This window comes from Variovorax sp. PDC80 (assembly GCF_900115375.1).
Lineage (GTDB): Bacteria > Pseudomonadota > Gammaproteobacteria > Burkholderiales > Burkholderiaceae_C > Variovorax.
This window is the reverse complement of record NZ_FOWG01000010.1, coordinates 174681-195075: the sequence shown is the minus strand read 5'-3', so window position 1 is coordinate 195075 and position 20395 is coordinate 174681. Positions and strand designations below refer to the sequence as shown.

The window sequence follows — 20395 nt, the reverse complement described above, 5'->3', positions numbered from 1 at the left end:
GAGGCGCGACACCTTCCACCCAATGGCCGCCGCTCGATGGTCGGATCGACGATGCCAATTTCTCATTCTTTCTTCCTCTCGGCGTTGATGTCCGCATCGCACTGCCCCGCGAACTCGCGGATCGGCGGCGGACTGGTTTCTTCGGGCAGCGCGTAGGACACGCTGCATCGGTCGCCCGTGCGGCGCCCCCAGATCACGGTCAGCGTCCCGGCCGGCTCGGCCCCGCTGACGAAGGCCTGGCCATCGGGACCGACGATGCCCATCTCCTGGCCCGCTTCGTTCTCGATGCGCGAACCGAAGGGCATGGGCTCTCCGTTGCCCCGCGTCAGCGTCAGCATCAGCCGATGGCCCACCGCGGTCTCGAAGGTTGCGCGCACCACGGCGCCGCGCGTGGGCACCACCTCGGTCGCGGCGTTGCGGACTTCCACGGTGTCGCCGAGGTCCTGCGTGCGCACGGCCAGGCGGTTGATCCGATAGGGCGAAAGATTGGAGACGACGGCGATGCCTGCGCCATCGGTCGCCACGCCGGGTTGTGATTCGATGCCCACGCCCGAGGCCTTGGGCAGATGCACCAGGGCGATGGTGTCGCCCAGAGGTTGCGCCAGGGTCAGGCCATCGCCATGCAGCAGCAGCCCGCCCGCCATGCCGAAGGTGGCTTGCCGATGGCCGGAACTCTGCGAAATCCCGCCCTCGAAACGCCCGATTCGCGACAGGTAGCTGAGGCTCGCATGGCTGGTCGACCCCTGCGCTTCGATGCGGTTTCCCGACAGGTTGTAGGTGAGGCGGGCGTCCTCGAGCGCGGTGCCGAACACGCTGGCCTGATGGCTAGTGCCGCCGTTGCGCTCGTGCGATACCGAATACTGGACGCTGGCCGCGGAGCCGCCGAGCGGAACGCTCAACGTGAACATGATCTGGTTGTTCGGCGCACGCCCCTGGCTGGTGCTGCGGTTGTAGTGGATGCTGTAGCCGAACTGCTTGAAGCTGCCCGAGTAGCCCATCTGCACCAGGCTGTCCTTGGCGCCGGTTCCCCAGTAGCTTTGCTGACGCGCCGAGGCGAACACCGAGCCCCGGTCGCCCAGACGTTGCGACAACTCCAGCCGCAGTTCGTTGCGGCGGTTGTGGAGGCGTTCCAGCGGGTCCAGTCCCTGCATGTCCGCGGCCTCCTGGAAGGTGCGGTAGCCGCTGGTCGAATAGCGATAGCCCGCCACGCGCACGGTGGTTCCCGCATCGAAGGCCTTGGCGTACAGGAACCGCACCGATTGGCCGTTGTAGTGCTGCTCGGCCAGCAGCGGCGTCGACACCGAGGCCCGCGCGGCCGACAGGTCGGCGGACACGGCACCGAAGGCGCGCATGTTCTTGCCCACGCCCGCCATCGCCGACAGGTAGCGCCCCGAGGCGATCAGCCCGCCGTAGACGCTGTAGCCGTTGCCCAGGCCACGTGCCACCGTGCCTTGCGCGAAGGTCGGTTCGGCGCGCGATGGCCGCTGCCAGGCCCGCAGCAACGACAGACCGCCATCGCGGAAGTCGGGCGAGAAGGACAAGCTCTGGCCGCGCGCGCTGCGGTACTTGCCGAGCGTGGCCGAATAGCGCCATGTGCCTTCGCGCAGCAACGTGGGCACCGCGGAGAACGCCTGGATGTAGCGGGTCTCGCGGCCATCGGCCTCGACGATGCTCACCTCGAGGTCGCCGCTCGATGCCGTGGGATAGAGGTCGTCGATCACGAAGGCGCCCGGCGCCACGAAGGTGCTGTAGATGGTGTAGCCGTTCTGCCTCACCGTCACGCGCGCATGGGTCTGCGCGATCCCGCGGATGGTGGGGGCGTAGCCCTGCTGGCTGTCGGGCAGCATCGATTCGTTGGTGGCGAGTTGCACGCCGCGAAACGCAATGCTGTCGAACAGGTTGCCGGGCGTGCTGCCATCGCCGATCAGCAGTTGCGCCTGCAGCGGCACCAGGTCGCGCTGGGCATAGGTGTTGACGGCCTGCCATCGGCCCGCGCCATCGATGCCGCGGTTGTAGGTCGAGAAGTGACGAAAGCGCCAGTCGCCGAGGTTGAAGCCGCCGCGCAGGCCGACGAACAGGGTGTCGCGCCGTGGCTGCCGGTCGGGTCCCGGGAAGGGGGCACCGTCGAACGCGCTGCGCTGCGCGGCGAAGGGATCGGCGCTGCGACGGTAGGCGTCGCCACCGTAGCGGGCGACGTTGACCTGGTAGTCGAGCATCCCGGCCGTGATGCCCCGGTCCCACATGGCGGGGTCCACGGCCCCGCGCGCCGAGCGCTTCATCGCCGCCTGCGGGATGTCGATGCGCAGGTGCATCTTGTCGACGTCGTAGCCGAAAGAGGCTTCGGGAATGGCCGCGCCCAGGTCGACGCAGGCCTCGTCGGCCAGCGCCATCAAGGCCGGGAACACCGCCACGTTGACGCCCCATGCATCGAGCATGGCGCGCGTGAGGCAGGGCTCGGCGTCGTTCCTGCCCTCCCTGGCGTCGAAACGGATCGTGGCCTGCCCGGCGCGTCGCTCGTTGAGCGAGACGTCGACGGTGTAGGAGCCCGGCAGCACCCGATTGCCGAAGGCGAAGAGCGACAGGTCGGCATTCTGCTGGTCGCCACCCACGCCGAGGAAGCTCGGATTGAAGGACGATGCGGCGAACTGCTGCGCGATGGCGGGAGCGCCCCACGCGGCGAGCGCGGCGGCGCACAGGCCGAGGCGAAAGGGCACGCGTGCGCGCACCCGCAGGGGATGAGTGCGTGTCATGGTCTCAGCGCTGCGCGCCGCCGCCGGACGAAGCCGCGGGCACGCGAGCCGGCTCGGCCTTCAAGGGCACGGGTTCGGCGCCCTCGGGCACCTTGACGAACTCCTCGGGCGATTCGCTGCCGTAGTCGTTGATCGTGGTGAAGTTGATCTGCACGGCGCGCGGCGCCTTCAGCGTCTGGATCGGAAAGCTCAGCTCGCCGAACGGCGGCACCATGCCCGCGTCGAGTTCCTCCTGGTCCTTCCCGTCGGGGCCCTGCCCCTGGTTGACCGTCAGCTTCAGCAGGGTGACGTGGAAGGCGCTCGCATTGCCGACCTTGAGCACCGCGCCCTGGCCTTGCGCCGGTGCGCTCACCGTCCACTTGAGCAGCGCGCGCGCCTCCGTGGCCGAGCCCGGAAGGCCCGTGGGCCGGTAGAACAGCTTGAGCCGGCTGCGTATCGCCACCTGCAGCACGTTCTCCTGATTCGGCGTCTGGGGAATTTCCTTGACGTTCAGCCAGAACGCCGACTCGCGATCGGCCGGAAGCTCGCCGCCGACACGCATGATGCGCAGCAGGTTTTCCTTGCCGGGATCGAGCCGCGAGAGCGGCGGCGTGACGACCAGCGGGGTCTTGCTCCTGCCATCGCCGGCATCGACCCAGGCCTGGACCACATAGGGCGAGGTCCCGGTGTTCTTCATCGGCAGGGAGGTTTCGCGCTGCGTCTCGTGGAGGATCACGCGCGTGCCGGAAAGCATCACGCTGGCGCTCGCCGGCCCCTGGAGGCAGAGCATCGCCAGGATGCCGAGCGCCCACCGAATTCGTTCATTGCTGCACATATCTGTTCCTCGGCGCGGCCCACGTCGACGACGCGCGCGCGCAAGCACTCCGATGCGCCGGCAGCGGCGCCTCAAAGGAAAAATCAACGGAAGATGAAGGCGCGAAAAGAGCGCGGCATTGCACCGCGGGACAGCGCGCCCATGACGGCATGAAGCCGCGAGGGCCTCATGCCGTGGTGCCTAATTAGTTATAGGCCACCGTGAATTGCGCGGTGCCATTGGCCGGGCCCGACTTGAGCACGGGATCGGCCGGGGAACCGCCCGTCAGCGGCAAGGTCGAGACATAGCGCGCCTGGAATTGCAGCTTGTTCGTGCCTTGGGCCAGGGCGTATTCGCGCGAGGCCGAGCCCAGCGCAATCTTCTGGCCTTCCCAGTCGCCGATCTGGATGCCCACACCCTGGGCCGCCGGCGTTCCGGTGCCGGAGCCATCGATCGCCACCAGGTCCACGTTGCGGCTGTCGGCCGTGCCCGAGAAGGTCACCTTGGCCTTGTTGCTGCCCGCGGGGCAATCGGCCAGGTTCAGGGTGAACTTGGCCGGGGTGGAACCCGTTCCCACGGTCGGAAACGCGGTGCGGCTCACCTTGCCCAGCGGCACGGTCAGGTTCTGGCTGTCGGGTGTCAGGGAGCAGATGCTGTCCGTGATTTCGCCGGTGAAGTTGATCTGGCCGTCGGCGGCCAGGGCCGCCTGCGACATGGCGGCGACGGTTGCGATCGCAGCGAAGCGAGAGATGATTTTCTTCGACATTGTTTACCTTAAGAATGAAAACAGGAAATTGCCTGCAAAGCCAATTGCAGACAGCCGAGATCCTATTCATTCATTCATCTTTATGGGTCGCGTCGAAAAACAAAACCGCGTAATACGATTAATTCTCCAAGTCAATCCTTAGAATCATTAGCTGGCGCTAATTCAATTAAAAATAAGATCCGCTGCTTGGAAATTTCCAGGCGCGTGTTCCGCAATGCGTCATCGACGCAGGACGCGCCAATCCGCTGGGCGGCGCGCCAGCCAGGGCTACAGCGCGAGCGTGCCTTCCACGCAGCTGACGCAGGCACCGCCCACGCGCACCTTGCCGTGGGCATCGACGCGCACCTTCACGCGCCCATCGCGTCCCACGCAGCGCCCCTGCGCGGCCACGTAGGCGATGCCGTCGGGCGGCAGCAGGCCGCGTTCCCACTGGAAGGCCGCCGCACTGGCATTGCCGCTGCCGCAGACGGGGTCTTCCTCGACCCCGCTCGAGGGTGCGAAGGCCCGGACCTCCATCGCCACCTCGCCTTGCGCATAGCGGCCGTACACGATGAGGCCGGTGACGCCGAGGCGGCGCTCGAAGGCCGCGAGCCGCGCGAAGTCGGGCCGCAGGTCGATCACCGTGGCCGCGTCGGCCAGCGGCAGCACGACCCAGCGCGGGCCCACGTCCACGATGGCCGGCGCGGCCTCGGGGTTCGGCTGGCGGCCCAGGATGCGCCCGAGCTCCGCGAGGTCGTCGGCCGCCAGCGGCGCCAGTTGCGCGGAGGGCAGGGCGAAGGCCAGCTCGCGGCCCTCGGGGCCGTCCTCCACCGTCACGTCGACGAGGCCCACGCCGCACTGCTGCACCAGCCGGCCGCCGTCGCGCAGCGTGCCGCGTCCGGCTTCGAGGAAGGCATGCGCGCTGCCCAGGGTCGGATGACCGGCGAAGGGCAGTTCGTTGCGCGGCGTGAAGATGCGCAGGCGATAGTCGGCCTCGGGCACGGTGGGCGGCAGCACGAAGGTGGTTTCCGAGAGATTGGTCCAGCGCGCGATGGCCTGCATGGCCTCGGTGTCCAGGCCGTCGGCGTCGAACACCACGGCCACGGGATTGCCGGCCAGCGGCGTGGCTGTGAAGACGTCGACCACGGTGTAGCGATGGGGTTGTTTCATGCGGGGCTCCAGGGGATGTCGGTGCGTGGGTCAGTGTCGTGGATTCACTTCGCTGCGGCGTCCAGCACCGCCGAAAGGGCGGACAGCGCCGGCGCCAGGCGGTCGGGCGGCAGGTAGCCGAAGCCCAGGCGAAAGACGCGCTCGCTCTCGCCGAACCAGGCGCCCGAGGCCAGCTGCAGTTCGTGCCGCGGCAGCAGGTCCCAGAAGCGCGAGACGGCCGCGTCGTCGAAGCGATCGGCGCGCAGGCGCAGGCAGCACAGCGCGCCGCCGTCCGGGCGGATCCATTCGATGCGCTCGCGCTCGGCCTCGCACCAGGCCGCCAGTGCCGCGAGGCCTTCGGCGAGCAGCCGGCGGCGCGGCGCGAGCACGGGCTCGCGATGGCGCAGCAGCGCGGTGGCCAGCGCCTCGTCGAGCACCGAACCCGAGATCACGGTGTTCATCTTGGCCACGACCAGCCGCGCGCGCAGGTCCGCATCGGGCACCGTGAGCCAGCCGGTGCGCAGGCCCGGCGCGCCCAGCGCCTTCGACACCGAGGCGCCCGTGACGATGCGCGGATGCAGCGCGGCCAGGCTTTCAGGCACGGCCTCGTCGCCGTAGCCGGCCTCGCGGTAGGTCTCGTCGATGAAGAGGAGGGCCTGCGGCGCCTGGCTCTGCAGCAGCGCGAGCAGTTGCTCGATGGCGGCGCGCGGCGTGCGGACACCACTGGGGTTCTGCGGCGAGGCGAGGCTCACGAGCCTCGTCTTCGGCGACAGGCTGGCCGCGATCGCGTCCAGGTCGAGCCGGTAGCCGTTCTCGAAGCGCAGCCCGACCTCGCGCACGGTGACGCCCGCGCCGCGCAGGCAGTCGCGGCTCGGCGGAAAGCAGGGCGTCACGAGCACCGCTTCGTCGCCGGGCCGGCAGACCTCGAAGGCCAGCAGGAACAGCCCGAGCGCCGTGCCCTGGGTGGTGACGATCTGCTCGGCGGGCACGCCGCAGGCCTTGGCGATCTCCTCGCGCAGTTCGACCGAGCCGGCCGAGCGGCCATAGCCCAGCTTCAGGCCGCGCAGGGTCTCGAGCCCGGCCATGTCGAGCACGTCGCCGACCGTCAGATCCTGCGAGGTGCTCTCGGCCAGGTTGAACGGCCGGTTCACGTCGAGCAGGGAAATGATCTCGTTGTAGGGAAAGCGGCCGCGCCACGCCGGCTGCGCCGCCGCGGGGGCTTCGTGTTCAAGCACTGTCATTCGTTTCCAGGTCGCCCGGGTGGGAGGGTCATCCAGCGCCCGGGGCGTGTCGGGCAGCAGGGAATACGGGCCATGCTAGTGATCGCCGGGCCATCGGAACAGCCACAATTTCCGCGAAATCGGACCAGTACAGTTTGCGTGCCTTCGGAAGCCGGTTCGCCCACAATCGAACCTCGTCATGCACGAGCTCCCCATGAACACAGGCACCCTTCAGCGCAACAGGCAAAAGGCCGGCAACGTGCCCGCACCCCATCGCTACGAGCAGCTCGCGGAACTCATCGTCGACACGATCGACAACGGCACGCTCGCGCCCGGCGAGCGCCTGCCGTCGGTGCGCGCCGTCAGCGAGCAGCACGGCATCAGCATCTCGACGGTGCTGCAGGCCTACCGCCTGCTCGAGGACCGCGGCGTGCTGGTCGCGCGGCCGCAGTCGGGCTTCTACGTCGCCGCCACGCAGGGAGGAACGCTGGCGCTGCCCTCGGCCTCGCGCCTGCGTTCAAAGGCTTCGACCGTGTCGATCAGCGGCGCCGTCGCGGCCCTGCTCGAGCACGCCTCCAACCCGGCGCTCGTGCCGCTGGGCTGCGCGGTGCCCGACGCGGCCCTGCTGCGTTCCCATCAGCTCGACCTCGCGCTCGCGCGTGCCGCGCGCCAGCATGGCGATCGCCACAACGTCTACGGCACGCCACGCGGCGACCCGCGGTTGCGCCGCGAGATCTCGCGGCGCGCGATGCGCATCGGGCATGCGCTGTCGCCCGACGACGTGGTCATCACCAACGGCTGCACCGAAGCCTTCACGCTCGCGCTGAGCGCCGTCGCCCGGCCCGGCGACACCATCGCGGTGGAGTCGCCCACCTACTTCGGCTTTCTCCACACGCTCGAGGTGCTCGGCCTCAAGGTGCTGGAGCTGCCCACCGATCCCGTCGAGGGCGTCCACATCGAGGCCTTCGCGCGGCTGCTCGACGCCGGCCCGGTGGCGGCCTGCCTGCTGTCGTCGAGCTTCAGCAATCCGCTGGGCGTGTCGATGCCCGATGCACGCAAGCGCGAGCTGCTGGCCTTGCTCGCGCGGCACGACGTGCCGCTGATCGAGGACGACATCTACGGCGACATCCACTTCGCGCGCGAGCGGCCCACGCCCTTCATCGCGCTCGACGGCGGCGCGAACACCCTCTACTGCAGCTCGTTCTCGAAGAGCCTCGCACCCGGCTACCGCGTGGGCTGGATCGCGCCCGGCAAGTACGCGCAGCAGGTGGTCGACCGCAAGCTCGCCTTCAGTCTTTGCAGCCCCGTGCTGCCGCAGGTCGCGCTCGCGGACTTCCTGGCCAGCGGCGCCTACGACGCGCACATGCGCCGATTGCGCCGCCTGCTCGAAGAGAACCTGCGACACCTGACCCGCGCCATCGAGGCCAGCTTTCCCGCCGAGACACGCGTCAGCCGGCCCGCCGGAGGCTTCGCGCTGTGGGTCGAACTGCCCCGCGGTTTCGACTCGCGCGCGCTGTTCGACGCGGCGCTCGAGCTCGGCATCTGCTTCGCGCCGGGCGATGTCTTCTCGGCGAGCCGGCGCTTTCGCAACTGCCTGCGACTGAGCGCCGGCTGGAGCTGGAGCGAGCGGATCGAGGAGGGGGTTCGGCGGCTGGGGACACTGGCTCGCCGACAACACATCTGAAGGTCGGCGGCCCTCAGCCTCGACACAGCAGATCGAGGCCGGAGAACGGACCGCGCCCTTGCTGCAGCCTGCCGCCGGTCGACAAGCCCCCGAGCTCGACCGACACCCAGCCCACGGTGGCGATCATCGACGCCACCTGCGCATTCGCATCCACGTGATCGCCCGACACGAAGATCACGCGTCGCCCGCCCTGCTGCTGCGGGTCTTCCGCGAGCAGTGCCGCCGGCAGCGTGTTGAAGGCCTTGACCAGCCTGGCGCCCGGAACGAGATCCGCCACGATCTCGCTCGAGCTGCGGCCACGAAGGTCGGCGACGACGAGCTGGCCGTTCCTCTCCAGGTACGGGTTGCTGGTGTCGATGACGATTTTTCCGGCCAGCGATCCCAGGGTCGGCAGGGCCTCGGGAAGATGGCTCCATCGGAGTGCGAGGATCACCGTCGGCTCGGCGGCGGCCTCGGCTGCCGTGCCCGCGCGTGCGCTGGGGCCGAGCTGTCCGACGAGGTCGGCCAGCGAATCCGGCCCCCGGCTGTTGGCGAGGACGACCTCGTAGCCGGCCCGCGTGAATTGCGCCGCGAGCGCCTTTCCGATCCTGCCCGCTCCAATGATTCCGATCGCCATGGGTCCGTGTCCTTCCACTGCTGTGATTGAAACTGTCAGCGCGTCAAGGAATGAGAACGACCGAGCCCATGACTTCGCGCGCCGCGATGGCGCGGTGGGCCGCGGCGGCGTCCTTCAGCGGGTAGCTGCGATCGATGGCGGCGGTGATGCGGCCTGACCTGAATGCGTCGAACAGCGCGTCGGCGCCCGCCAGCAAGGCTTCGCGGGTCATCAGGTAGTGGGAGGACGACAGCCCCGTGAGGAACAGCGAACCCTTGGCCATCAGGAGGCTGGCATCGACGGGCGGCGTCGGGCCCGAACTGAAGCCGAAGCTCACCATCGATCCCAACGGCCGCAGGCAATCGAGCGATGGCAGGAATGTCTTCCGGCCGACGCCGTCGTACACGACATCGACGCCCTGGCCCGCCGTCAATTCGAGCACCCGGGCCACGAAATCTTCCTCGCTGTAGTCGATGACCTCGTCGCAACCGTTGGCGCGGGCCACGGCCATCTTGCCGGCCGAACCGACCGTGCCGATCACGCGCGCGCCGAGCGACCTGGCCCATCGGCATGCGATATGCCCCACGCCGCCCGTGGCGCCGTGATAGAGGAGGGTGTCGCCCGCCGCGATCGGCCGCGCCTTGAACAGCAGGCACCAGGCGGACAAGCCCTTGGACAGGATGGCGGCGACCTGCCGATCGTCGATGTCGTCCGGCACGGCGATGACATGGTCCGCCTGCACCAGGCACTCCTGCGCATAGGTTCCGCTGGCGCTGCGATAGGCGACGCGGTCGCCCGGCGCGATGTCCGTGACCTCCGCGCCGACCGCGACGACCACGCCGACGCCCTCGGTGCCGGGCACGAACGGCATCGGCGCGGGAAGAACGCCCGCGACGTGCCTTCGAGCACCTGTCCCATATCGAGGAGCGCAGCCGGGGCGCGGGCCCCGCCGATGCGCTGGTCGAGGAGATGCGCCATGCGGTGCGCACGCGCACCGATCCCCGGCACGTGCCCCTCGAGCTCGAGATCCTGGCCGAGTCCGCCCGGAACAGGAGCGTGGCCAAGTTCTTCCAGCGCGCCGATCGAGCGATCCACGAAAAGATCGAGGGCGTCGTCGAGGCGATCCCGTCGGCCCGCGGCCTCTCCGCGGCCGAGCTGGAAGCGACCATCGACGTGATCGTTGCCATGTCCGACGGCCTGGTGTTCCGGGCCGTCGGCAATCCGAAGATGAACAAGGAGGAGGTCGGGAAGGTCATGCAGAGGGTCGTGCGATTCCTGGTGGAGGATCGGAAGTCCTGATGCGGCCATCCGCCGCGGCGGATCGCGCCGCCGCCCGGCCTCACCACGCAGGAGCGCGCCGCCCCTCCTCGGCGAGGAACTCCACCAGCGTCGGCAGCGAGGCATCCATCGGCCGGTTGGCACGCACGCGCATCACGTAGCCCCATGAGCCGGCCATGCGCAGGCCCGGCGTCAGCGCCACCAGCCGGCCGCGCGCCAGTTCCTCGTCGACCAGCGGCGCACGCCCCAGCGCGATGCCCACGCCCGCGGCGGCGGCCGCCACCACGGTGCTCAGGCCGCTGAGCAGCAGCGGGTCGTGGCCCGCGCTGTCGGGCAGACCCAGCCGGGGGCGCCAGGTGCGCCAGTCGGTCTCGGGGCTGTCGATGTGCTTCTCCTCGAGCCAGCGGTGGCGCGCGAACACGCGCGGGTCGTCGCGCTCGCCGGGCTCGACCAGCGCGGGGCTGCACACCGGCACCACGGTCTCGGTCATCAGCGGGATGTCGCCGGGCGCCGCGAGGTGCGGGCCCAGCGCGCGCACGTGCAGGAACGCGAGGTCGATGTCCTGCGCGTCCCATGCGGGGTCCTGGCTGGCGTGCAGGAACAGCTGGATGTCGATGTCGGGATGCAGCTCGATGAAGCGCCCGATCCGCGGCGCCAGCCACAGCGCCGCGAGCGATGGGTTGGCCGAGATGTTGAGGCTGTTGCGCCGCGTGCCATGGGCACCGGCGCGGGTGTTGCGACATGCCGTTTCGAGCAGGGTCAAGGCCTGTTGCACCGACACCAGCAGCGCGGCGCCGGCCTCGGTGGTCCGCGCGCGGCGCACCGTGCCGCCGCGATGCAGCAGGGTCACGCCGAGGTCTTCCTCGAGCGCGCGCAGCTGGTGGCTGATGGCGCTCTTCGTCACATGGAGTTCGGACGCGGCGCGGCTCAGGCTGCCCAGGCGGGCAACGGCTTCGAAGGCGCGCAGGGCAGCCAGTGGTGGCATGGGGCAGGGTGGAGCGGCAAAGGGTGCAATCTATCTCAACCCAGGATTGAAAAACCATCGCTTTCGCCGCGCGGCGCGATGCATGACGATGACGGCCTTACAGGAAGAACCGATCGCACCACCATGTATTTCGATATTCGACTTTGGCAATTGACAGCAGGCCTGCGCCTGCAGATGGCGAGCGGCATCGTGCTCGGCCTGCTGGCGCTGGCGGCCGGCATCGCGCGCTATGTGTTCCTCGGCCAGCTGCTGGCGCGCGTGTTCGACGGCGCGCCCTACGGCGACTGGATCGCACCGGCGGCCTGGGTGGGCGCGATGGTGCTGCTGCGCGCGCTGTTCGACCATCTGCGCACGGTGCAGGCCAACCGCGCCTCGGCCGAAGTGCAGCAGGCGCTGCGCGCGCGGCTGTACGACCGCATCGTGGCACTGGGCCCGGCCTGGTTCGCCAACCAGCGCACCGGCGGCGTGATGCTGACGGTGGTCGATGGCGTGGAACAGCTGCAGACCTTCTTCGGCCAGTACCTGCCGCAGGTCGTGATCGCGGCCGCGGCACCGTTCGCCATCTTCGCGGTCATCGCCTTCTGGGACCTGCCGACCGCGCTCGTCTTCCTGGTCGCGGCGCTGTTCGCGCTGTTCGGTCCCATGGCCGTCCACATGCTCGACAGCCGCGCGAGCCTGGCGCGCACCCGCTCGCTCAATGCGTTCGGCGAGGAGTTCCTCGATGCCGTGCAGGGCCTGCCCACGCTGAAGTCCTACGGCCAGGGCAAGGCCTGGGGCGAGCGCCTCGCGGCCCGGGCGCGCAAGCTCTCGGACAACACCTTCTGGGTGCTGTCGGTGAGCCTGCTGACGCGCGGCATCAGCGACCTCGGCGTGGCACTCGGTGCCGCGCTGGCGCTCACGGTGGGCGCCTGGCGCGTGACGGCCGGCGACATGAGCGTGGAAGCCCTGCTGATCGTGCTGATGGCCGGCACCGAGATCTTCCGTCCGCTGCGCGAGCTGCGCTCCGTGCTGCACCGGGGCATGCTGGGCCAATCGGCCGCGGCCAGCATCCACGCGCTGATGGATGCGCAAGCGCCGACCGCTTCGCCCGACACGGCGCCGAACGCCGCCGGGCCCGCGCATCTCGCGCCCACCATCGAATTCGACGGCGTGGCCTTCTCCTATTCGCCGCAGCGCGCGGCCCACCAGGGCCTGTCGTTCCGCATCGCGGCTGGCGAGCGCGTGGGCATCGTGGGCCCGAGCGGGGCCGGCAAGTCCACCATCGTGCGGCTGCTGCTGCGCGAGTTCGTGCCGCAGGCGGGCACGGTCCGCGTGGGCGGCCACGACGTCAACGGCCTGGCCACGCAGACCCTGCTGGGCCACATGGCGCTGGTGAGCCAGGACATCACGCTGTTCCACGGCACGCTCGACGACAACCTGCGCCTGGGGCGGCCCGATGCCACCCACGAGCAGGTGCGCGCCGCGGCGCGGGCCGCCAACATCGACGACTTCATCATGGCGCTGCCGCAGGGCTACGCCACCCAGGTCGGCGAGCGCGGCCTGCAGCTCTCGGGCGGCCAGCGCCAGCGCGTGGCGATCGCGCGCGCCCTGCTGCGCGACGCGCCGATCCTGATCCTCGACGAGGCGCTGTCCTCGGTCGACACCGAGAACGAGGCGCTGATCCAGCAGGCGCTGGACCGCCTGATGGTCGGGCGCACCACGCTGATCCTCGCGCACCGGCTGGCCAGCATCATCGGTGCCGACCGCTGCCTGGTGCTCGATCAGGGGCGCGTGGTCGAGGAGGGCCGGCATGCGGTGCTGATGCAGCAGCAGGGCCTCTATCACCGCCTGATGCACGAGCAGGCCGTGGGCCTGGCCGGCGCGACGCCCGCGCCCGTCGAAGCACAGGCCGCATCGGTGCGGCGCGTTGCCGCGGAAGAGGAGGGCGATCGCGGCCCCGCGCTGCGTCCGCTCGACGCCGATGCCGAGCAGGTCGGCTGGAAGGCCACGCTCGCCACCTTGCTGTCGGTGGTGCGGCCCTGGCGCGGCACGCTGATCGCCACCATCCTGTTGGGCGTGGCGCGCGTCGCGGCCTTCATCGGCGTCGGCGTGCTCAGCGCGCTGGTGGTGGCCGCGATCCGCGACGGCCGCGACACCTCGGCGCTGATCGTCGGCCTGCTGGTCGCCGCACCGCTGGCCGCGCTGTTCCACTGGCTCGAGTCGTGGCTGGCCCACGCCATGGCCTACCAGCTGCTGGCCGACATGCGCGTGAAGCTCTACGACAAGCTCGAGCGGCTCGCGCCGGCCTACCTGCTGCAGCGCCGCTCGGGCGACCTTGTCGCGCTGGCCACGCACGACGTGGAGATGGTCGAGTACTTCTACGCCCACACCATCGCGCCGGCCATCGTCTCGGTGCTGGTGCCGCTGTCGGTGCTGGGCTTCCTCGCGCTCTACAGCTGGCCCGTGGCGCTGGCGCTGCTGCCGTTCCTCGCCTACGCACTGGTGTCGCCGATCCGGGGCCGCCGCCAGGTCGATGCGCTCGGCGACCGCGCCCGCCGTGCGCTGGGCGAGATGAGCGCCCATACCGCCGAGACCATCCAGGGCCTGGCCGACCTGACCGCCTTCCAGGCCACGGGCCGGCGCCGCGCGCAGTTCCTCGAGGTGGCGGACCGCAGCCGCGCGCGGCGCCTGGACATCCTGAACGACCTGTCGCGCCAGACCGCCTGGTTCGAGATCGCGATGGGCCTGGGCGGCCTGGCCGTGGCCGTGGTCGGCGCGCTGCAGGTCGCGAGCGGTGCCTTGCCGGCCGGCATGCTGCCGCTGCTGGTGCTGATCGCGCTGGCCACCTTCCTGCCGGTGTCGGAGATCTCGCAGGTCAGCCGCCAGTTGGCCGACACCATCGCAGCCACGCGCCGCCTGCACGTGGTCGAGAGCGAGCCCGAGCCCGTGGTCGACGGCCCGCTGCCGCCGCCGACGGCCACCCATGGCCTGTCGCTGGCCTTCGAGCGCGTCTGCTTCGCCTATCCGGGCAAAGCGCAGGACACCCTGCATGAACTCGGCTTCGAGGTGCCGGCCGGCGCCACCGTGGCCGTGGTCGGCGCCTCGGGTGCCGGCAAGAGCACCGTGGCCAGCCTGCTGCTGCGCTTCTGGGATCCGCGCCAGGGCAGCGTGAAGCTCGACGGCGTGGACGTGCGCGAGCTGCGGCTCGACGGCCTGCGCGAACGCGTCGCGCTGGTGTCGCAGGACACCTACCTGTTCAACGACACGCTCGAGGCCAACATCCGTCTGGCACGCCCCGATGCCAGCGGCGAGGAACTGGCGCTCGCGCTCGACCGCGCCGCGCTGACGGACTTCGTGCGCACCCTGCCCGAGGGCCTGGCCACGCGCGTCGGCGAGCGTGGCATGCAGTTGTCGGGCGGCCAGCGCCAGCGCATCTCGATCGCGCGCGCCTTCCTCAAGAACGCGCCGGTGCTGATCCTCGACGAGGCCACCTCGCACCTCGACACGCTGTCGGAGCTGCAGGTGCGCGGCGCGCTCGATGCACTGATGCAGCACCGGACCACGCTCGTGATCGCGCACCGCCTGTCGACCATCCGCGACGCCGACCTGATCCTGGTGCTGGCGAACGGCACGCTGGCGGAAGCCGGCACGCACGACGAGCTGCTGCGGCGGCAAGGCGTGTACGCGAAGCTCGCGAGCCACCAGGGGACGGGGGCCGTGCAGCAGCAGTGGGCGCGGGCGTGAGAAGAGGACGCGCCGCGGCATGAAAGAACCACGCCATCGAAACGAGGACGATCGGGGGCATGCCGGAAGAGGCGCCCTCGAGCCGGCGTGAAGGCACCGAACTAGCGCCCCAGTTCGATCACTTCGTAGCCCTTGGCGTTCGGCCGAACGCTGTCGATCGCTTCGGTGCCGCCCGGCTTGTCGCCGTCGACGAAGCGCTGGATCAGATAGCGATGCGCCGTCTCGAGCCGGCCACCGGGCGGGAACACCAACATGGTTTCGGTCTTGCCCAGGTACAACCAGCGCGGCGCATGGCGCTCGGCGAAATCGAAACGCTGGAAGCGCTGTCCGGCCGCGTCGTGGACCATGACCATGCCGCGCGGATAGCCGGCCGACATGAAATCCCCCATCACCACCAGCGCGCGGCGCGTCCGGCCGGCGCAGCGGATGCGGACCTCCGAACCGCGCGAGTCCTCGGCCTCGCCATCGAACAGCAGCCGCCTGGGCGCCTTGCCTTCGCGAAGGTGGTAGACGTGGGAGTTCGCGATGGCATCGGTATGCAGGACCTCGACGACCCGCGGCGCGCCGGGCGCGCCCAGATCGCAAGACAGGGGCGTGCCGGCGAACGCCAACGCGGGGCCGAGCAGGCTCAAGCCAAGGGCGAAGCGGGTCATTGCGGGGGCCTTCATGGCCTTGCTGCGCGACCCGCCTCGTTCATGCCGTCTCAAAACTTGAAGCCCGCGGGTTTCCGGGGCCCGCGCGGGCCCGGATAGTCGGGCACATAGGCGTCGGAATTGCTGATGACCAGCCGAACCTCGTTGCCGGGCAGGAAGTGCACGTTCATCGTCGACCCGGTGCGGTCATAGCGGTCGATCGGCACGGTCTTCTCGTGCCACGCCTCGTTCAGCGGTCCCTTGGGATCGGAGTTGCTCGTCCTCCAGCGCACGACCGCGGTCAGGCCGGGTGTCCATTGCCGCGGGTACACGATGCAGCACACGAAGCTGCCGCCGCCCCCATAGGCGAATGCGTTGGCGCCGAACTGGCCGTTGACCCAGTACTCGTGGATGTAGTCCGGCGTGTGGTTGTAGGCGCTCAGGTTCGCCGTGGCCTTGGCGGGCGCGGCGGCCTTGGCGCTCACGCTCACGCTCGGGTTGTCGGGGGCGGCTTGCGCGCAAGCGGCCACCGAGATTCCCAGCACCAGCCCTGTGATCGTCGTATGCATGCGCGCGATTCTCGTGCAGCGCGCTGGAAAACAGGAAAGAGGACAGCGCCTCAGCCACGCCACTTCGACGCATGGATGATGCTGCACATGTCCGCGCGATGGAAATGCGGATCTTTGTGCGCCAGCACGTCGTCGTTGAAGGTGCCGAAGGTACTGTCGGGACGGTGCTTGAGCCCCTGGTAGAAGGCCTCGATGATGCCGTGCTTGAAATCGGCCTCGCGCGGAAAGGCGCGCACGACCGCCTCGCGCTGCGCGTCGCTGTAGTCGTCGTAGCCGCGGCCGGCCACGTCCATGCCGGCACCCGCCTGCACCAGCGCGATCTCCGCGCGCATGAACTGGGGGATGCCCAGCGTGGTGTGCAGCGCGACCGCATTCCACACCGTCTCGATGTCGTGCTCGGAGATTCCGTGCCCTTGCAGGAAATCGCGCGCGGCGTTGGCGCCGTCCACCTCGAAGCGCAGCTGGCTGGTCTGGTAGCGCGCGGTGAGGCCGATGTCATGGAACATGGCGGCCGCATAGAGCAGCTCGGGGTCGTACTTCAAGCCCTTGCGATCGCCCGCCAGCACGCCCCAGCAGTAGACGCGGGCCGAGTGGTGAAAGAGCAGCTCGCTTTCGGTATCGCGGATGAACTGGGTCAGCTCGCGCGCGAGCCTGCTGTCGGGAATACGGATGCCGGCGATATCGTGGGGTGCCATGGGGTATCTCGAGTCGGTGGTCTGGCGCGAAAGCGGCGAGAACCGATCATGGATGGAACATCGTCCGATGGGAATTGGCATCTCTGCAATGGCCCGTTGCAGCCCATTCAATATCCCGGAACACAAGAACCGGCCGCACAACCCAAGCGCCCCCGTGCACAGGGCAACGGGTGCTTCCCGCAGCGAAATCAAGGAGGAGGCCGAAGGCCGAGGGACATTCGCGGAGGGAAGTACCCGCTGTCCTGTGCACGCGCCCCGAACAGCAAGCCGACGATCACTGCCGTTCCTGAACGAACCCGATAGCGATCGCCACGTCCATCCGCCTCGGTGGTTTCTCGAACGGCGCACCGGCCTGCGCCGCCCGCATGGCGCTCTCGTCGAGCACCGGGTAGCCGCTGCTCTTCGCCACCGCCAGCGAGCCCGAGAGGATGTTCCCTTCCTCCGTCAGCGTGAAGCGGATCGTCGGCGCGCCCACATAGCCGGCTTCGCGCGCCTCGGCCGGGTAGACCAGCTTGCCCTGGATCGCCTTGCGCAGCCCCGCAAGGTACTTGCGCAGTGCATCGGCGCCGTCGTCGCGTGCGCGCACGGTCTGCTGCATGCGGTCTTCCTCGGCGGCATTCGCGAGCGGCGGTGGCGCGGCCACGGGCGTCTGTGTCGGCGGCTCCGGCGAGGCGCGCACGGGCTCTTCGGCGCGCGCCACCTGCACCGGGCTCGGCGCGGCCTGGCGCGGCGCCTGCGGCCGCTCGCGGACCTCCTTCCGGGCCACCGGCTTCGGCGGCGGTGCGGGAGGGGGCGGCTCCGCAGGCCGCGCCACTTGCTGCTGCTCGACCTGGCGGTTGCTCACCATGCCCAGCAGGTCCACCACCAGTTGCTCGCGCAACGGCGGCGGCGCCTCGGGCCGCGCGCGCACCAGCCACGGCAGCACCAGCGCCGCATGCAGCAGCACCGAGAGGCCGAGGCCGATCGCGAACCTCATCGCGTCGTCGGTTCCGTCTGCACGGCCACCTTGGCGAAGCCCAGCTGCTTCAGCACATCGGCCACGTCGATGAAGCGCTGCAGCTGCACCGTGCGGTCGGCACGCAGCAGGAAGGGCGTCTGCTTGTCCATCGCGGCGAGCCGGGTCTTGAGCGTGTCGGCGTTCAGCGCCTCGCCGCCGAAGTGGATCGTGCCCGCCGCATCGATCACGATGGTCTGCGTCTGCGAGGTGTCCGCGGGACTCGCGCTGGCCTGCGGCAGGTTGACCGGAATCCGCCCGCTCGCGATGAAGCTCGAGGTCGTCAGCACGATGGTGAGCAGCACCAGCATGATGTCGACGAAGGGGAGCATGTTCATGCTGTCAATCGGCTTTTCGGTCACGCGCGATCTCCCATTCGAGGATCAACACCTGCACCTTGCGCAGCAGCGTGTTGTAGAGCACCACCGACACCAGCGCCACCCCCAGGCCCACGGCCGTGGCCTTCAGCGCGAGCGCGAGGCCGACCATGATCTTGCCGGTGTCGATGGAGGCGTCCTGCCCCATGTTGTAGAAGGTCAGCATGATCCCGAACACGGTGCCCAGCAGGCCCAGGTAGGGCGCGTTGCTCGCCACCGAGGCGATGACGAAGAGCTTGCGCGTGAGCACCAGTTCGAGCGACTTGATGTCGCGGATCGCGTGGGTGTCGATGCGGCTGTAGAGCCAGGCGCGTTCGATGCCGATCGCGACCACGAAGACGCTCAGCACCACCAGCAGTCCGATGACGCCGTAGTCGATGGCGCCTGCGAGCCAGTTCATGTTCATTCCGTGTTCCTCGTCAGTGCGTCAGAACAGTACGCCGGCCTGCACCAGCACGCGCGTGCGGCCCTCGCGCGCGATCTCCTGCGGCCGCGCGCCGATGGCGCGCGCGACCTGCAGCCGCCCGAACAGCGCGCCGTAGCGTGCCTGGTAGCCCACGCCCACGTCCGACAGGCGCACGCCGTTGCGCGTCGTGTAGTCGGCGTTCTGCAGCCAGGCGCGGCCGAGGTCGGCGAACACGCCCACCGAATGCGTGAGCCCCTCGGGCGCCGGCAGTGCATAGCGAACTTCGGCATTGAGCAGGTAGCCGTTGTCGCCGCTCACCCATTCGCGGTACGCCTTCACCCCGTTGGGGCCCGAGATGCTCATCTGCTCGCTGCCGTCGAGGTTCTTGTTGCGCAGCGCCTTCTGCAGGCTCAGCGCGCTGCTCGCGGTCCAGCCCTTGGCGAATTCCACGTTGGCGGCGAGCCGCAGGTTCAGGTGCGCGAAGTCGCCAGCCGTGTCGGCGCCCACCCGGTTGAGCGCCGCCTGCGCGGGGTTGTCGATGTCGAGGTGGCCGTAGCTGAATCCGGCGACGACGCTGGTGTAGCCCGGCCGGCCCAGCAGTTGGCCCCAGCGCTCGTGCTGCACGGCGAAGGTCGCGACCCTGGTGGTCTTGCGGTCGACGCTCTCGACCGCGCCCACCTCGTCGCGCAGATGGCGCTGCGCGAGGTTCAGGCTCAGCGACAGGTTCTGCTCGCGGCTGCGCAGCAGCGGATAGCTCAAGGTGGCCTCGACCGTGCGCGCCCGGCCTTTGGCCTCGAGGTCGTCGTAGTCGCCGCCCAGGTGATAGGTGGTGCGCGCGGCGGCAAGCTCCAGCCGCAGGCCGCTCGCGGTCAGCGGAAAGCCGTAGGCCACGCGGGCGTTGTCGAGGCCGCCGCCTTCGGTGCCCATCAGGTTGAGGCTCAGCCGGTCGGCGATGCCGAAGGGCGAGTTGATGTCGAGTCCCGCGCTCAGACGGTTCTTGCCGGTGTAGAGCGAGCCCTGGTTGTCGACCAGCGCATAGCCCGCGAGGCGCTTGCCTTCTCCCACCTCGGCATCGAAGTCCGAGCTGCCCGGCGCTTCGCCCGGCGAGATCGTGAGGCGCGGCAGGGTGGCGCCGGGCATGTCGCCGACCAGCAGCATCGCGCGCTCGAGCTGCGCGCGAGAAACCGGCTGGCCCGCCTGCAAGGGCGCGAACGCATCGGCCACGGTCGCGTCGCGCACCAGCGAGCGGTTCTTGAGCGTGAGCTTGCCGTAACTGCCGATCAGGACCCGGATCGTCAGCGTGCCGGCGCTCGCGTCCTGCCGCGGCACGTAGGCGCGCGCCACCAGATAGCCGCGGTCGCGCAGCAGCGCCGTGATCCGGCCCGCGGCCTGCTCGATCTCGGCCATCGACAGCGCGCGGCCGCGGTAGGGATCGAGCGCGGCCTGCAGCTCGGCGGGCGGAATCTCGTCGGCGCCCTCGACCTTGAAGTCGCGCACCGTCAGCGTCTCGCCGGCCGGCAGGGCCAGCGGCCGCTCGGGCTGCTCCACGATCACCGGCGCGGGCGGCTGGCTCGGGGTACTCAGCGGTCGCGGCGGCTGGGCTTCGCGCAACGCATCGCCGCTGCCGTAGTTGGGAATGGGCGCCACCTGGGCATGGCCACTGGTGGCGAGCGTGCAGAGCACCGAGAAGGCGGCGAGCGCGGGATGCGCCCGGCGTGAGGACAAGACGGGACGAAGGGGATTCATGTCGCAACGGGAACGGAGAGGAGAAGGGGAGGCGGGACCGGCCAGGCCGTCCCG

The 20395-nt window shown here is 69.7% G+C and carries 18 protein-coding genes and 1 pseudogene; 3 read left to right on the top strand and 16 right to left on the bottom strand.

The window, feature by feature from the left end; translation table 11 throughout:
• Positions 1-62: 62 nt before the first annotated feature.
• The 5 genes from BM109_RS27125 to BM109_RS27105 form a co-directional block, all read right to left on the bottom strand.
• On the bottom strand, positions 63-2750 hold the full coding sequence (locus BM109_RS27125; RefSeq protein ID WP_093349726.1) for a fimbria/pilus outer membrane usher protein: 2688 nt from the start codon (positions 2748-2750) through the stop codon (positions 63-65).
• 4 nt (positions 2751-2754) lie between these two features.
• Entirely contained in the window at positions 2755-3519 is a 765-nt protein-coding gene (locus BM109_RS27120) for a fimbrial biogenesis chaperone (RefSeq protein ID WP_256222801.1), read from the bottom strand.
• A gap of 229 nt (positions 3520-3748) precedes the next feature.
• On the bottom strand, positions 3749-4309 hold the full coding sequence (locus BM109_RS27115; protein WP_218159419.1) for a fimbrial protein: 561 nt from the start codon (positions 4307-4309) through the stop codon (positions 3749-3751).
• A 267-nt stretch (positions 4310-4576) separates the two neighbouring features.
• Positions 4577-5458 carry a PhzF family phenazine biosynthesis protein gene (locus BM109_RS27110; RefSeq protein WP_093349719.1) on the bottom strand — a complete coding sequence of 294 codons (882 nt, stop codon included), beginning with the start codon at positions 5456-5458 and terminating at the stop codon, positions 4577-4579.
• Positions 5459-5502: 44 nt separating this feature from the next.
• Positions 5503-6678 (bottom strand): pyridoxal phosphate-dependent aminotransferase, encoded by a 1176-nt coding sequence (locus BM109_RS27105; protein ID WP_093349717.1) that lies wholly within the window; start codon positions 6676-6678, stop codon positions 5503-5505.
• Between the two features lie 193 nt (positions 6679-6871).
• On the opposite strand from BM109_RS27105, the gene BM109_RS27100 reads away from it, so the two are divergent.
• The gene (locus BM109_RS27100; RefSeq protein ID WP_093350164.1) at positions 6872-8341 is read left to right on the top strand and encodes an aminotransferase-like domain-containing protein; all 1470 of its coding nucleotides are present in this window, start codon (positions 6872-6874) and stop codon (positions 8339-8341) included.
• A gap of 13 nt (positions 8342-8354) precedes the next feature.
• Here the strand turns inward: BM109_RS27100 and BM109_RS27095 are convergent, their stop codons facing one another.
• From BM109_RS27095 to BM109_RS41835, 3 genes and pseudogenes are all read right to left on the bottom strand, one after another.
• Positions 8355-8957 carry an NADPH-dependent F420 reductase gene (locus BM109_RS27095; RefSeq protein WP_093349714.1) on the bottom strand — a complete coding sequence of 201 codons (603 nt, stop codon included), beginning with the start codon at positions 8955-8957 and terminating at the stop codon, positions 8355-8357.
• A 43-nt stretch (positions 8958-9000) separates the two neighbouring features.
• Entirely contained in the window at positions 9001-9654 is a 654-nt protein-coding gene (locus tag BM109_RS27090) for a zinc-binding dehydrogenase (RefSeq protein ID WP_371268845.1), read from the bottom strand.
• Positions 9655-9657: 3 nt separating this feature from the next.
• Positions 9658-9813, bottom strand: a pseudogene (locus BM109_RS41835) (alcohol dehydrogenase catalytic domain-containing protein); the annotation flags it as partial.
• 32 nt (positions 9814-9845) lie between these two features.
• Between BM109_RS41835 and BM109_RS27085 the strand changes: the two are divergent.
• Positions 9846-10235: a TetR family transcriptional regulator C-terminal domain-containing protein gene (locus BM109_RS27085; protein WP_371268844.1), complete on the top strand. Its 390-nt coding sequence runs from the start codon at positions 9846-9848 to the stop codon at positions 10233-10235.
• A 40-nt stretch (positions 10236-10275) separates the two neighbouring features.
• On the opposite strand, the gene BM109_RS27080 is transcribed toward BM109_RS27085, so the two are convergent.
• Positions 10276-11199: a LysR substrate-binding domain-containing protein gene (locus tag BM109_RS27080; protein WP_093349709.1), complete on the bottom strand. Its 924-nt coding sequence runs from the start codon at positions 11197-11199 to the stop codon at positions 10276-10278.
• Between the two features lie 123 nt (positions 11200-11322).
• Here BM109_RS27080 and BM109_RS27075 point away from each other — a divergent pair, with 123 nt between their 5' ends.
• Positions 11323-14922: an ABC transporter ATP-binding protein/permease gene (locus BM109_RS27075; protein WP_093349707.1), complete on the top strand. Its 3600-nt coding sequence runs from the start codon at positions 11323-11325 to the stop codon at positions 14920-14922.
• A gap of 101 nt (positions 14923-15023) precedes the next feature.
• Here the strand turns inward: BM109_RS27075 and BM109_RS27070 are convergent, their stop codons facing one another.
• The 7 genes from BM109_RS27070 to BM109_RS27040 form a co-directional block, all read right to left on the bottom strand.
• Positions 15024-15575, bottom strand: coding sequence for a hypothetical protein (locus BM109_RS27070; protein ID WP_143129273.1), 552 nt, complete (start codon positions 15573-15575; stop codon positions 15024-15026).
• A 50-nt stretch (positions 15576-15625) separates the two neighbouring features.
• Positions 15626-16123: a DUF3304 domain-containing protein gene (locus BM109_RS27065; RefSeq protein ID WP_093349702.1), complete on the bottom strand. Its 498-nt coding sequence runs from the start codon at positions 16121-16123 to the stop codon at positions 15626-15628.
• 50 nt (positions 16124-16173) lie between these two features.
• Complete coding sequence (locus BM109_RS27060) at positions 16174-16818, bottom strand: HD domain-containing protein (RefSeq protein ID WP_093349699.1); 645 nt, start codon at positions 16816-16818, stop codon at positions 16174-16176.
• A gap of 274 nt (positions 16819-17092) precedes the next feature.
• On the bottom strand, positions 17093-17794 hold the full coding sequence (locus BM109_RS27055; RefSeq protein WP_093349696.1) for a TonB family protein: 702 nt from the start codon (positions 17792-17794) through the stop codon (positions 17093-17095).
• On the bottom strand, positions 17791-18150 hold the full coding sequence (locus BM109_RS27050) for an ExbD/TolR family protein (RefSeq protein ID WP_218159418.1): 360 nt from the start codon (positions 18148-18150) through the stop codon (positions 17791-17793). The genes BM109_RS27055 and BM109_RS27050 overlap by 4 nt, the downstream gene beginning before the upstream one ends.
• 4 nt (positions 18151-18154) lie before the next feature.
• Positions 18155-18595, bottom strand: a complete 441-nt coding sequence (gene exbB / locus BM109_RS27045) for a TonB-system energizer ExbB (protein ID WP_093349691.1) — start codon at positions 18593-18595, stop codon at positions 18155-18157.
• Between the two features lie 21 nt (positions 18596-18616).
• The gene (locus tag BM109_RS27040; RefSeq protein ID WP_177239473.1) at positions 18617-20320 is read right to left on the bottom strand and encodes a ShlB/FhaC/HecB family hemolysin secretion/activation protein; all 1704 of its coding nucleotides are present in this window, start codon (positions 20318-20320) and stop codon (positions 18617-18619) included.
• Positions 20321-20395 lie beyond the last annotated feature (75 nt).